Source organism: Ferriphaselus sp. R-1 (assembly GCF_000746095.1).
Classification (GTDB): domain Bacteria; phylum Pseudomonadota; class Gammaproteobacteria; order Burkholderiales; family Gallionellaceae; genus Ferriphaselus.
The window spans coordinates 58,510-71,879 of the sequence record NZ_KN050807.1; the positions used below are offsets into that span (position 1 = coordinate 58,510).

The 13,370-nt window shown below is 60.7% G+C and carries 13 protein-coding genes; 9 read left to right on the forward strand and 4 right to left on the reverse strand.

Features of this window, described 5'->3' with window-relative positions; all coding sequences use genetic code 11:
* Positions 1 to 174: 174 nt before the first annotated feature.
* On the reverse strand, positions 175 to 1,497 hold the full coding sequence (locus tag DM08_RS13305) for a methyl-accepting chemotaxis protein (RefSeq protein ID WP_035384738.1): 1,323 nt from the start codon (positions 1,495 to 1,497) through the stop codon (positions 175 to 177).
* Positions 1,498 to 1,580: 83 nt separating this feature from the next.
* Positions 1,581 to 1,844: a hypothetical protein gene (locus DM08_RS11195; RefSeq protein WP_035384739.1), complete on the reverse strand. Its 264-nt coding sequence runs from the start codon at positions 1,842 to 1,844 to the stop codon at positions 1,581 to 1,583.
* 455 nt (positions 1,845 to 2,299) lie between these two features.
* On the opposite strand from DM08_RS11195, the gene clpS reads away from it, so the two are divergent.
* Together clpS and clpA are read left to right on the forward strand one after the other, a co-directional pair.
* Positions 2,300 to 2,608 carry an ATP-dependent Clp protease adapter ClpS gene (gene clpS / locus DM08_RS11200; protein ID WP_035384826.1) on the forward strand — a complete coding sequence of 103 codons (309 nt, stop codon included), beginning with the start codon at positions 2,300 to 2,302 and terminating at the stop codon, positions 2,606 to 2,608.
* Position 2,609: 1 nt separating this feature from the next.
* On the forward strand, positions 2,610 to 4,868 hold the full coding sequence (gene clpA / locus DM08_RS11205) for an ATP-dependent Clp protease ATP-binding subunit ClpA (protein ID WP_035384740.1): 2,259 nt from the start codon (positions 2,610 to 2,612) through the stop codon (positions 4,866 to 4,868).
* A 16-nt stretch (positions 4,869 to 4,884) separates the two neighbouring features.
* On the opposite strand, the gene DM08_RS12690 is transcribed toward clpA, so the two are convergent.
* On the reverse strand, positions 4,885 to 5,214 hold the full coding sequence (locus DM08_RS12690; RefSeq protein WP_081908888.1) for a hypothetical protein: 330 nt from the start codon (positions 5,212 to 5,214) through the stop codon (positions 4,885 to 4,887).
* A gap of 141 nt (positions 5,215 to 5,355) precedes the next feature.
* Here DM08_RS12690 and gluQRS point away from each other — a divergent pair, with 141 nt between their 5' ends.
* The 7 genes from gluQRS to DM08_RS11240 all read left to right on the forward strand — a co-directional run bounded on the left by gluQRS (position 5,356) and on the right by DM08_RS11240 (position 12,414).
* Positions 5,356 to 6,354 (forward strand): tRNA glutamyl-Q(34) synthetase GluQRS, encoded by a 999-nt coding sequence (gene gluQRS, locus DM08_RS11210; RefSeq protein ID WP_035384741.1) that lies wholly within the window; start codon positions 5,356 to 5,358, stop codon positions 6,352 to 6,354.
* 166 nt (positions 6,355 to 6,520) lie between these two features.
* Positions 6,521 to 7,627 carry a tRNA guanosine(34) transglycosylase Tgt gene (gene tgt, locus DM08_RS11215; RefSeq protein ID WP_035384742.1) on the forward strand — a complete coding sequence of 369 codons (1,107 nt, stop codon included), beginning with the start codon at positions 6,521 to 6,523 and terminating at the stop codon, positions 7,625 to 7,627.
* A gap of 53 nt (positions 7,628 to 7,680) precedes the next feature.
* Positions 7,681 to 8,025, forward strand: coding sequence for a preprotein translocase subunit YajC (gene yajC / locus DM08_RS11220; protein ID WP_202593411.1), 345 nt, complete (start codon positions 7,681 to 7,683; stop codon positions 8,023 to 8,025).
* A gap of 11 nt (positions 8,026 to 8,036) precedes the next feature.
* Positions 8,037 to 9,848: a protein translocase subunit SecD gene (gene secD / locus DM08_RS11225; protein WP_035384743.1), complete on the forward strand. Its 1,812-nt coding sequence runs from the start codon at positions 8,037 to 8,039 to the stop codon at positions 9,846 to 9,848.
* A gap of 9 nt (positions 9,849 to 9,857) precedes the next feature.
* The gene (gene secF, locus DM08_RS11230; RefSeq protein WP_035384744.1) at positions 9,858 to 10,790 is read left to right on the forward strand and encodes a protein translocase subunit SecF; all 933 of its coding nucleotides are present in this window, start codon (positions 9,858 to 9,860) and stop codon (positions 10,788 to 10,790) included.
* A gap of 12 nt (positions 10,791 to 10,802) precedes the next feature.
* Positions 10,803 to 11,432, forward strand: coding sequence for a DedA family protein (locus DM08_RS11235; RefSeq protein WP_035384745.1), 630 nt, complete (start codon positions 10,803 to 10,805; stop codon positions 11,430 to 11,432).
* 16 nt (positions 11,433 to 11,448) lie between these two features.
* Positions 11,449 to 12,414 (forward strand): diguanylate cyclase, encoded by a 966-nt coding sequence (locus DM08_RS11240; protein ID WP_081908889.1) that lies wholly within the window; start codon positions 11,449 to 11,451, stop codon positions 12,412 to 12,414.
* On the opposite strand, the gene DM08_RS11245 is transcribed toward DM08_RS11240, so the two are convergent.
* Positions 12,411 to 13,364, reverse strand: coding sequence for a GGDEF domain-containing protein (locus tag DM08_RS11245; RefSeq protein WP_035384746.1), 954 nt, complete (start codon positions 13,362 to 13,364; stop codon positions 12,411 to 12,413). The two genes, DM08_RS11240 and DM08_RS11245, sit on opposite strands and share 4 nt — an antisense overlap.
* Positions 13,365 to 13,370: the final 6 nt, after the last annotated feature.

The window sequence follows — 13,370 nt, forward strand, 5'->3', positions numbered from 1 at the left end:
CAGGGGGTGGAGCGGCCTGTTCTGGGCGATTCTCCCCAGTCTTTTTTGGGTACGAGTCCTTGATGTTCCTCGTGCTGCAGATGACGGAGGCATTGTGTGCTGCATGAAGCGATGGGGGCATCAAGGTAGTCGGTCTGGCTGCTCCCTATGGTCGGAGTGCAGGAGGTGCGCTCGTCATGAGTTCACGATGTTGGATAGGTCCCCTACGACCCGGACTACATGCAGGGCACCTTGCCGGATGCCGGATATAGACTCTTTAGCCTGATTGGTGAGGGCGACACCGTTCGAGACGGCAGTCCGTCCGCTGGCCATGCTGTTGCTCACGGCTTGCGTCTCCGACCGTATGGTCAGCAGCTTTTCGGAGATCTCTTGGGTCGCCTGCCCAGTCCTGACGGCAAGCTTGCGCACTTCGTCAGCCACGACGGCAAACCCTCGGCCACTTTCACCGGCCCTTGCAGCCTCGATCGCTGCATTGAGAGCCAACAGGTTGGTTTGATCCGCGATTTCCTTGATGGTGTTGACGATGCCGGTGATGTTCTTGGTCTGCAGGTCCAGATCTTCGACCAGACTGGTCGCTTGCCCGACCAACTTTTCGACACTGAGTATCTGATCGGTAGTGGACAGCAAGATGGCTTCGCCTTCCTTGGCTATCCTTTCTGTGGTCAGGGCGACCTCGTAGGCAGTCTCAGCCCCGTGCTTCTCAGCCTCATGTCGTTTGATACGTGCTGTCACATCGGAGGCGAACTTCACAATCTTGGTGACCACACCGTCGGGAGAGAAGACTGGGTTATAGCTTGCCTCCAGCCACACGGGCTGTCCAGCGGCGTTGAGCCTTGCATACAGACCGGAGTGAAACTCCCCGGCGCGTAATTGGCTCCAGAATGCCTGATAGTCAACTGATCTGGCGACATCGGGAGTGCAGAACAGGCTGTGATGTCGGCCAACGATCTGATGCTCTTCATAGCCCATCAGGCGCAGCATATTGGGGTTGGCGCGCAGGATGGTGCCGGTGGTGTCGAATTCGATGACTGCCATGGAGCGCTCGACAGCCTCGATCATCGCCTGTGTGCGTGCTGATTCCTCTATCCGTGCCGTGACATCGCTGGCGATCTTTATCACCTCGCGCGGGGCGCCCTGCGGGTCGAGAATCGGGGTGTAAGTGGCCTCCAGCCAGACGGTGCTGCCGTCCCGTCTTTTGCGGGGAATAGTACCTTGATGGTATTCACCGCGTTGCAGGTGCTCCCAGAACTTACGGTAGTCATCGGACTCTGCGTATTCCTGTGCGCAGAACAGGCGGTGGTGCTTGCCGATCAAGGCAACCCTCGTGTAGCCCATGAGCTGCACGAAACTCTCGTTCGCATCCAGAATGGTACCGCTCATGTCAAAGCGGACCATGGCGATCGAGCGGTTGATGGCACCGAGTTCAGCCTGACTTTGTGTCAGCTGTTGCCTGAGTGATTCGTTCTCAAGAATGTACTTTTTACAAAATAAAGCCATGTAAGTAACTTCCCCCGATGTGAAGTAAAACGGTGACCGAATCCAGGTGCCGAGACCGACGAGCTTCTTGCCTCGTGGCTGGGTTACTCGGTCTCTACGGTGGAGGTGATTTTCAACCGGGCGCGTTTGAGGCGGGCGAGTGTCTGGATCATCTCGCCGGAGCTCAGGCTATGCCGCTTGGCGGCGGCATCGAAGGCAGCGAGCAGCTCGGGGATGAGTTCACTTTGTTTGCTCAGAGGCTGTTTTTTATTGGACTTGGGTGGGGAGGATTTGAGCTTGGCTATCTTGGCTTCCAAGTCTGCGATCAGTTGTGTCTTGCTGCGGCGTACCCGTTTGGATTCTGACATTTAACTCTCCTAGTATTCAATTATGGTTATTTTTTGTTGGGGGCGCCATTCTGAACCTTGCCTGTTAAAATTGCAAAGACGTAGCTACTAGGATCAGCCTGATCGCGGTCGCTCTATTGGCCAGCTCAATGTGATAAGTCAGGAGCCGATCACTTATAGGGCGCGAGGTATCCGGGGGCTTGTGGGATGTGTCTAGCGTGTAGTCTCTTGGCTCGTCCCGCTGCCTTGTTTCATCCCCGGTGGCGGATGGCGATGTCCTCGATTGTTGGCACCGCGACGCTTACCATGATGGCGCAACTCCGGTACAGTTCCGACCTGCTGCATCGCTCTTGGTGGCAGTGGGACGGAGCGGCGTGGCAGGTCATTCGGCGGGTGAGCCTCGAATATGTCCGGAAAACCGTCGCTAATTATCAACAGCAATGCCCGTGAACGCGGGTAAAACGAAACTTGTGGCTATGGCAACGAAGCAGGGAAGCACGACATTGCTCGATCGCGAGAGAGAGGCACTGCAACCACCCAGGATGTACAAGGTGCTGCTGCTGAACGACGATTTCACTACGATGGAGTTCGTGATCGAGGTCTTGCAGCGATATTTTTCGATGGAGCTGGAACGCGCCATGCAGACCATGCTCAAAGTGCACAATGAAGGCAAGGCGGTGTGCGGGATTTACACCCGTGACATCGCCGAGACCAAAGTGATTCAGGTGTCCCAGTATGCGAAGCAGAACGGACATCCGCTACGATGCGAGATGGAGGAACAGTAAAATGATCGCCCAGGAACTTGAAGTCAGTCTGCATCTGGCCTTTGTCGAGGCGCGCCAGAAGCGCCACGAATTCATCACGGTCGAGCATCTGCTGCTGGCGATGCTGGACAACCCCTCGGCGGCGCAAGTGCTGCGCGGTTGCGGGGCGGACATCGACGAACTGCGCGGCGTAGTGGCCGAGTTCATCGAGAACAATGTGAGCGTCATGCCCGGCACGGGGGAAGTGGACACCCAACCCACCGTCGGCTTCCAGCGCGTTATCCAGCGCGCCATCCTGCACGTGCAGTCGGCCAGCAAGAAGGAAGTCACCGGCGCGAACATCCTCGTGGCCCTGTTCGGCGAGAAGGAGTCGCACGCCGTCTATTTCCTCACCCAACGCAACATCAACCGCCTGGACGTGGTGAACTATCTGTCGCATGGCATCGCCAAGGCTGAAGCCTCGACCGCCAAGGCTGCGCCACAGGAAGGTGCGGCCGAGAGCAAGCCGGACGATAGCAGCGCAGGCGTACTCAAGGACTACACCATTGATCTCATCGCACAGGCGCAGGCTGGCAAGATTGATCCGCTGATCGGGCGTGACCTGGAACTGGAGCGTGTGATCCAGACACTGTGCCGTCGCCGCAAGAACAACCCGTTGCTGGTGGGCGAAGCGGGAGTGGGCAAGACCGCGATCGCCGAGGGTTTGGCGCGCCGCATCGTCGAAGGCGAGGTGCCCGATATCCTCAAGGGGGCGCAAGTCTATTCGCTCGATATGGGCGCGCTGCTGGCCGGGACCAAATATCGTGGCGACTTCGAGCAGCGCCTCAAGGCGGTGCTGAAAGAGTTGAAGGACGCGCCGAACGCGGTGCTGTTCATCGATGAGATCCACACCTTGATCGGCGCAGGCTCGGCATCCGGCGGCACCATGGATGCATCCAACCTGCTCAAGCCGGCGCTGTCCAGCGGCGCGCTCAAGTGCATAGGTGCGACCACCTATCAGGAGTATCGCGGCATCTTCGAGAAGGATCATGCGTTGTCGCGCCGCTTCCAGAAGGTGGACGTGCCGGAGCCCTCGGTCGAGCAGACCATCGAGATTCTCAAAGGGCTGAAGTCGCGCTTCGAGGAGCATCACAGCATCAAGTTCAGTGCCGCCGCCATCACCAGCGCCGCCGAACTTTCCGCCCGCTTCATCAACGACCGCCACCTGCCGGACAAGGCCATCGACGTGCTGGACGAGGCGGGCGCGGCGCAGCGCATCCTGCCCAAGTCCAAACAGAAGAAGCTGGTCGGCAAGCACGAGATCGAAGAGATCATCGCCAAGATCGCCCGCATCCCGGCGCGCACCGTGTCGCACGATGACCGCAACGCGCTGAAGAACCTCGACCGCGACCTGAAAGCCACCGTGTTCGGCCAGGATCAGGCCATCGACGTGCTGGCGCGCGCCATCAAGATGTCGCGCAGCGGCTTGGGCAACCCGCAGAAGCCCATCGGCAGCTTTCTCTTTTCTGGCCCAACCGGCGTGGGCAAGACCGAGGTTGCGCGCCAACTGGCGTATTCGATGGGGATGCCGCTGCACCGCTTCGATATGTCCGAGTACATGGAGCGTCACGCCGTCAGCCGCTTGATCGGCGCGCCGCCGGGCTACGTCGGTTTCGACCAGGGCGGCCTGCTCACCGAGGCCATCAGCAAACAGCCGCATTCCGTGCTGCTGCTGGACGAGATCGAGAAGGCGCATCCGGACATCTTCAACATCCTGTTGCAGGTGATGGATCACGGCACGCTGACCGATAACAATGGCCGCAAGGCCGATTTCCGCAACGTCGTCATCATCATGACCACCAACGCGGGTGCGGAAGCGCTGAACAAGACCCAGATCGGCTTCGCCAAGGTCTCGTCGGCGGGCGACGAGATGGCCGACATCAAACGCCTGTTCACCCCCGAGTTCCGCAACCGGCTGGATGCCATTGTCTCCTTCGCGCCGCTCAACAAGGAGGTCATCCTGCGCGTGGTGGACAAGTTCCTGATGCAGCTCGAAGAGCAGTTGCATGAAAAGAAGGTTGAGGCTGTGTTCACTGATGCGCTCAAGGACCACCTCGCCGAGCACGGCTTCGACCCGCTGATGGGTGCGCGCCCGATGGCCCGTTTGATTCAGGACACCATCCGCAGCGCCCTGGCCGACGAACTCCTGTTCGGTCGCCTGGCCAACGGTGGCAAAGTCATCGTCGACGTGAAGGACGGCAAGGTGGGGTTGGAGTTCGAGGAGGAGACGGTGGCTGCCTAGTCGGTCCGGGTGAGCCTCAGGGAAATTCTTCGAGCTCTGCGCTGGAGTCGCACCCTGTACCCGCCGCGATCCGTTTGGCGAAGAAACCCTTCGCCAGCCGGTTGCAGGCAACCGGGATTATTCGGGAGTGCTTGGCCGGATCGCTAAGCATGCCGCAGCGGTAGCAGCTTGCCGACTCATCCCAAGTCAGCGCACGACACGCACCGCGCCATTGCCAGAGGAACAGCCGGGCCACCGGGCAGGGATCGGCGGCGCAGCAGACTCCGCAGCCATTGCAGGGCGCGCCCAGCGCAGGTTTTGCCGGGGCATCGCGGTGGATCGTTATGGTTTGCCAGGTCGTGTTCATCGCGGGCTATGGTAGTACGCCCGGTATGATCTGGCCAGCGACAAGGCCGGGTACAAGGAATAACAGCGCGTATCTTTGAGCATCGGGGTGTTCGACACCTGACAGTGCGGCGCGCTGCGCAAACCTATTCTGTAAAAGCCTATGATTTCTTCATCTCACTACCGTGGCCGCTTCGCCCCATCTCCTACAGGTCCGCTGCACTTCGGTTCGCTGGTCGCCGCCGTAGGTAGTTATCTCGATGCCAGAGCCAACAACGGAACTTGGCTACTGCGCATGGAAGACCTCGACACGCCGCGCTGCGTGCCGGGAGCGGCGGACGGCATCTTGCGCACGCTGGAAGCCTTCGGCCTGCACTGGGATGGCGCAGTGCTCTACCAGAGCCAGCGAGGTACGGCTTACGAGGCGGCTCTGCAACAGCTAAAGGACAGCGGTGTGGTCTATCCCTGCGTCTGTACCCGCAAGGAGATCGCCGACTCGGCGCTGCAGGGCATCGAGGGCTTCGTGTATCCGGGGACGTGCCGGGGAGGAGCGTATTCCCCCACCCCCGGGCCATCCCATGGAGGGAGAGGGGAGAAGAAGTCCACGGCCTGGCGGGTGCGGACAGACAAAACAACCGATCGGTCTGAGCCTGTCCAAGCTCGGAATTTGCCCTTAGACAAATTCAGGGCGAGCGGAGACGTGGTGTTCCAAGATGCCCTGCAAGGCTCCATCACCCAGAATCTGGAACAGGAGATCGGCGATTTCGTGGTGAAGCGCGCCGATGGGCTGTTCGCCTATCAGTTGGCAGTGGTGGTGGACGATGCTTTCCAGGGCGTGACCCATGTGGTGCGCGGCAGCGATCTGCTGGCTTCCACGCCGCGCCAGATCTGGTTGCAGCGGCTGCTGGGGTTGAACACCCCAGCCTACATGCACTTGCCGGTGGCGGTGAATGCGGCGGGGGAGAAGTTGAGCAAGCAGACGTTGGCCGCGCCGGTGGAGAGTGCTGACGCCGCAGGTTCGTTGTGGCGCGCGCTGGGCTTTCTGCGCCAGGCTCCGCCGCCGGAACTGGCGGGCGATCTGCCGGAATTGCTGGCCTGGGCGGTGCAAAACTGGCAGCCGGAAAGATTGCACGGCCTCAAGGCGCTGTCTGCTCTGGCATAATCCGCCCCCATTACCAACCCGTCATTCCCGCGTAGGCGGGAATCCAGCTTGATTGATGAAGCCTGCGTAGCAGACAACACCATTCTTTGTCCCGCTACGCGGGGTTTTTCCTTGACTGGATTCCTGCCTGCACGGGAATGACGAAGTACTCAAATCTGGATATACAATGGAATTCAAACTACACACCACCTCCGGCGCGGCGCGGCGCGGCACCTTGACACTTGCCCACGGCAAGCTGGAAACGCCTGCGTTCATGCCCGTGGGCACCTACGGCACGGTCAAGGCGATGTCGCCGGTCGAGTTGCGCGACATCGGCGCGCAGATCGTGCTCGGCAACACCTTCCACCTCTGGCTGCGCCCGGGGCTGCATGTCATTGAGCAGTTCGGTGGCTTGCATCGTTTCATGGGCTGGGATGGCCCCATCCTGACCGACTCGGGCGGCTTCCAGGTGTTCAGCCTGGGCGAGTTGCGCAAGATCACCGGCGGCGGGGTGGAGTTCCGCTCGCCGATCAATGGTGACAAGTGCTTCCTGTCGCCGGAGGAATCGATGCGCATCCAGAAGGTGCTGAATTCCGACATCGTGATGATCTTCGACGAATGCACGCCGTATCCGGCAGACGAGCAGGTGGCGGGCGTGTCGATGCGCCTCAGCCTGGGCTGGGCCGAGCGCTCGAAAAAGGCGCATGAGGGCAACTCGAACGCGCTGTTCGGCATCGTGCAAGGCGGGATGCACGAGCATTTGCGCGACGAGTCGCTGGCCGGGCTGACCAACATCGGTTTCGACGGCTACGCCATCGGCGGGCTCTCGGTGGGCGAGCCCAAGGACGACATGATGCGCATCCTGCGCCACACCGCGCCGCAACTGCCGACCGACAAGCCGCGCTACCTGATGGGCGTGGGCACGCCGGAAGACTTGGTGGATGCGGTGGAGCAGGGCATAGACATGTTCGACTGCGTGATGCCGACGCGCAACGCACGTAACGGCCACTTGTTCACCCGCTTCGGCGACGTGCGCATCAAGAATGCCGTCCACAGGGCCGACATCCGTCCGCTGGACGAGCAGTGCGAATGCTACTGCTGCAAGAACTTCAGCCGTGCTTACCTGCATCACCTGCACCGCGCGGGCGAGATCTTGGGCGCGCGGCTCAACACCATCCACAACCTGCATTACTACCAGGAGCTGATGCGCGACATCCGCGCCGCCATCGAGTGCGGCCAGTTCGCCGAGTTCGCTGCCAGCTTCCGCGCGCAGCGCGGCAGCCTCGGCAAATAGTCTCGCCTTCCGTGCTAGAATGCGCCCCTTTGAAATTTACCGGAGTTTTCATCATGATTTCTTTGAGCAATCTGCTGATCAGTAACGCTTACGCCGAAGGTGCTGCACCCGCAGCGGGCGGCGGCATTGCGGACTTTTTGCCGCTGATCGCGCTGCTGGCCGTGTTCTATTTCCTGGTGCTGCGTCCGCAACAGAAGCGCGCCAAGGAAGTGAAAGCGATGCTGGAAGCGCTGAACAAGGGCGACGAAGTGCTGACCACTGGCGGCATCATGGGTCGTGTGACCAAGATCGGCGACACCTACACCAGCATCGAGATCGCTGACAACGTGGTCATCCAGGTGCAGAAGGAAACCATCCAGAGCGTGCTGCCCAAGGGAACCATCCGCACCGCCAACTAAGGATCGCCGCAATGAATCGATACCCGCTGTGGAAATATCTGCTGATCTTGTTCGTGCTGATTGCCGGGCTGATCTACACCCTGCCCAATTTCTACGGCGAGTCGCCAGCGGTGCAGGTGCAGCCGCTGCGTAGCGGCCTGAAGGTCGATACCGCATTGCTGGCGCGGGTAGAGACGGCGCTCAAGGCCGCGAATCTGAACGTCAATGCGCTGTCGCAGGACAGCTCCAGTATCCGTGCGCGCTTTGCCGATACCGACAGCCAGCTCAAGGCCAAGGACGTGCTGGCAGCGCAACTCGGCGAAGATTATGTGGTGGCGCTGAATCTGGTGTCCAGCTCGCCGAGCTGGCTGGCCAGCTTGCACGCGCTGCCTATGTATCTGGGCCTCGATCTGCGCGGCGGCGTGCATTTCCTGTTGCAGGTGGACATGAAGGCCGCGCTGGACAAGGCGATGGAGGCCGCCGTGGCCGATTTGCGCAGCACCTTGCGCGAGCAAAACGTGCCGTACTCCGGCATCAATCGCGAGGGCAAGCAGATCGCCATCAAGTTCCGCGACAACGAAGGCCGCACGCGCGGCGAGAACGAGATCAAGCAGCATTTCAACGATCTGGCGCTGAGCAACAAGGAAGAAGGCGGTGAGTTCCTGCTGATCGCCACGCTGAAGCCGCAAGCCGAGACCCGCATCCAGGAATCCGCCGTGCAGCAGAACCTGCTGACCCTGCGCAACCGCGTCAACGAACTGGGCGTGGCCGAGCCGGTGATCCAGCAGCAGGGCGTGGATCGCGTGGTGGTGCAGTTGCCGGGTGTGCAGGATACCGCGCGTGCCAAGGACATCCTGGGCCGTACCGCCACGCTGGAAGTGCGTCTGGTGGATGACGAGCATCCGGTCAGCGCGGGTGCTGCCGCACCGTTCGGCACCGAGGTGTTCAAGGATCGCGAGGGCAATCTGGTCGTGGTCAAGAAGAGTGTGCTGCTGACCGGCGAGCGCATCAACGATGCCCAGCCCGGTTTCGATAACCGCAGCAACGAGCCCGCCGTGCACATCAATCTGGATGCGGTCGGGGCGCGCAAGTTCAAGGAAGCGACGCACGAGAACGTCGGCAAGCGCATGGCCATCATCCTGTTCGAGAAGGGTAGGGGCGAGGTCATCACCGCGCCGGTGATCCGCGAGGAGATCGGCGGTGGTCGCGTGCAAATCAGCGGCAAGATGACGACTGAAGAGGCGCAGGACACTTCGCTGCTGTTGCGTGCCGGTGCCCTGGCTGCACCTATGGAAATCGTCGAGGAACGCACCGTTGGTCCCAGCCTGGGCGCGGACAACATCGACCGGGGCTTCAATTCCACCAAGATCGGCTTCGTCGCTATCTCGATCTTCATGATCGCCTACTACCTGATGTTCGGCACCATCTCCATGCTGGCGCTGGGTGCCAACCTGTTGCTGCTGGTGGCGCTGCTGTCCATGCTGCAAGCCACGCTGACCCTGCCGGGCATGGCGGGTATCGCGCTGACGCTGGGGATGGCGATCGACGCCAACGTGCTGATCAACGAACGTATCCGCGAAGAATTGCGCAATGGCGTGTCGCCGCAGGCGGCGATCCATGCGGGCTATGACCGCGCCTTCTCCACCATCCTGGACTCGAACATCACCACCATGATCGCCGGTATCGCGCTGTTCATGTTCGGTTCCGGGCCGATACGCGGCTTCGCGGTGGTGCTGTGTCTGGGCATCCTGACATCGATGTTCAGTGCCGTGCTGGTGTCACGTGCGTTGGTGAACCTGATTTATGGCCGCAAGGCGCGTCTGTCCAAAGTGGCTATCGGCTGAGGATCAAGCATGGAATTCTTCCGTATCAAACAAGACATCCCGTTCATGAGTTTCGGGAAGATCACCACCAGCGTCTCGCTGGCGACCTTCATCCTGGCTGTGTTCTTCCTGTTCACGAAGGGTCTGAATTTCGGCGTGGATTTTACCGGCGGTACGGTGATGGAATTCCACTACGCGCAGGCGGCGGATGCCAACAAGGTGCGCGAGCAACTGGCCGGCATCGGGCTGAAGGAAGCGCAAGTGCAGAACTTCGGCTCCAGCCATGATCTACTCATTCAGGTGCCGCTGAAGCAGAACGTGGCTGGTGCGAAGCTGTCCGACCAGGTGCGTGATACCCTGAAGCAGCATGATGCCAGCGTGGAGATGCGCCGCGTCGAGTTCGTCGGCCCGCAAGTCGGCAAGGATCTGGTCGAGAACGGCGCGATGGCGCTGCTGCTGGTGAGTTTGGGCATCGTCGGCTATCTGTGGCTGCGCTTTGAGTGGAAGTTCGGCCTGTCCGCCATCATCGCCAACCTGCACGACGTGGTCATCATCCTGGGCTTCTTTGCCTTCTTCCAGTGGGAGTTTTCGCTCTCGGTGCTGGCGGCAGTTCTCGCCGTGCTGGGTTATTCGGTGAACGAATCCGTCGTGGTGTTCGACCGTATCCGCGAGAATTTCCGCGCCATGCGCAAGGCCGAGGTGCACGAGGTGATCGACAACGCCATCACCCGTACCATGTCGCGCACCATCATCACCCATGCTTGTACCCAGATGATGGTGACGGCGATGCTGTTCCTGGGCGGCGAGACGCTGCACTATTTCGCGCTGGCGCTGACCATCGGCATCCTGTTCGGTATCTACTCCTCGGTGCTGGTCGCCAGCCCCTTGCTGATGATGCTGGGCGTGTCGCGCGAGGACTTCATCAAGCCTGAAAAGGTCGAGACCGAAGAAGTACTGCCGTAAGGCGGGGCCGTTATGCTGGCGACCTTTATCGACCTCATCCTGCATCTGGATGTCCATCTGCAACTGCTGACGCAGGAGTATGGCGTCTGGGTGTATGGCATCCTGTTTCTCATCATCTTCTGCGAGACCGGCCTGGTGGTCGCGCCCTTTCTGCCGGGCGATTCGCTGCTGTTTGTGGCGGGTGCGCTGTGCGGCACGGGAGCGATGCAGATTGAGTTGCTGGCTCCATTGCTGATGCTGGCGGCGTTCTCGGGCGACAACACCAACTACTGGATCGGGCGCTTGATCGGCAAGCGCTTGGTCGAGCGCAGCAATGGCCGCTGGCTCAAACACGAACATCTGGAAAAGACGCACGCCTTCTATGAGAAGCACGGCGGCAAGACCATCCTGTTCGCACGCTTCCTGCCCGTCGTGCGTACTTTCGCGCCGTTCGTGGCCGGCATAGGCGAGATGAGCTACCGCTTCTTTCTGACCTTCAGCGCGCTGGGCAGTGTGGCCTGGATTGGCTTCTTCACCCTGTGCGGACTGTTCTTCGGCAACATCCCGGCGGTCAAGGACAACCTGATGCTCATCATCCTGGGCATCATCGCCATTTCGTTCCTGCCCGCTGTGGCGGAATTCATGAGGCAGCGCAGGAAATAACCTCCGGGAGTAGGGCATGTCGGGCAGCAGCCATATCGAGTTGAAGGTTCTCGTCGTCGAGGACAGTAAGGTGGTGCTCAAAGGATTGTGCAACTATCTGGAGCGCATGGGAATCGCCGATCCGCTGACGGCTGAGACCGGGATGGCGGCTCTGGAGTTGTATGAGCGCGAGCGCCCGGATATCATTTTGCTGGATGCCCTGCTGCCGGACATCGACGGTTTCGAGATCGCCCGGCGCATCCGCGCCAAGGAACATCCCGACGAGTGGACCGCGATTATCTTCCTGACCAGCATGACCAAGGACGAAGATCTGGTGCACGGTATCACCGCAGGCGGCGACGATTACCTGATGAAGCCGATCAGTCAGGTGGTGCTGCAAGCCAAGATCTCGGCGATGCGCCGCCTGGTCGAGATGCAACGCAAACTGGTCGAGACCACTCACAAGCTGGACGCAGCCAACCGCGAGTTGCAGCGTCTCTCCACCACCGACGGGCTGACCGGCATCGCCAACCGGCGCATGTTCGATGAACTGCTGTCGCGTGAGTGGCGGCGCTGCCTGCGTGCGGGCAAGCCGCTGGCGCTGGTGATGGTGGATGTGGATTTCTTCAAACAGTACAACGATACTTACGGCCATCAAGCCGGAGATGCCTGCCTGCAAGCTGTGGCCAAACAGCTGGCCCGTTCTGCTCCCCGCGCCAGCGATGTGGCGGCACGTTATGGGGGTGAGGAGTTCGCGCTGATTCTGGGGGATACCGAGATGGATGGCGCGGTGTGGGTGGCCAACTACATCCGGCAGAACGTTGCCGCGCTCGACTTGCCGCACAAACGATCACCATTCAAGCATGTCACGGTGAGTTGTGGTGTCGCCACCATCCTGCCCAGCGACAAGGCATCCCCGCAGACTCTGATCCAGGCAGCCGACCACGCCTTGTATCAGGCCAAGGAGCGCGGTCGTGACCGTGTCGCCGGGGCGGCGGGCTAGTCGCTGATACGGTTGCGTCCTGCCAGCTTGGCGCGCTGCAGTGCCGCTTCAGCCTTATGTAGAAGCTGGTCGAGGCTCTCTTCGACATGTACTTGGGCCAGGCCGATCGAGATTGTGGCTTGCGGCAGGGCATCCCCGCTCGGCGTGACGATGAAGGCGCTCTCGGCCTGTCTGCGTAGTCGCTCGGCCGCTTTGTGGCCTTCCTCCAGCGTGGTGCGGGGCAGGAACACGGCGAACATCTTGCCGTGGAAGCGTGCCGCCTGATCGTTCGGGCGCAAGCAGCCGAGGATGGTCTGGGCGATGGTGCGCAGTGCCTGATCGCCGCCCAAACGGCCATGCTGCTGGTTGTAGTGCTTGAACTGGTCGATGCTGACCATCATCAGCGTGGCGTAGCCCTTGTCCATGGCGCAGCGGTGGATCTGGCGGCTGAACATCTGGTACATCCATTGGCTGTTGTAGAGGCCGGTCAACTCATCCACATGATTCAATCCGGCGTAACCCTGACGACTTTCGATGTCGTCGTGGATGTTGCGCTCACTGATGGGGATGCGCAGTGCCAGTATGTTGAGCATGTTGCGCGCCGCCTGGTGCGAGTCGTTCACCAGCGACCAGAGGGTGGCGTGGTCGATGGAAAGCAGTTCGCACTCGGTATCGGCCATCAGGTAGGCATAGGCCTTGCTGTCATCGAGTATCGACATCTCGCCCACTGATTCTCCGGGGCCGAACATCGCGATGGGCTCGTCACCCAAGCTGAGGGAACTGAGGCGCAGCCGCCCCGAGAGTATGACGTAGACCTTGTCGTTGGCGTCCCCGGGCGAGAGCAGCGTCTGACCGGGGGCGAGATGGAGCGTGCTGGCTTCTTCCAGATGGCGACCGAGGATCTCTTCCGAGACACCGAAGAACAAGGGGGACTCTTGCAGCAGGCTCAACGTTTCGTCGGTCAGGTTCACGATGCA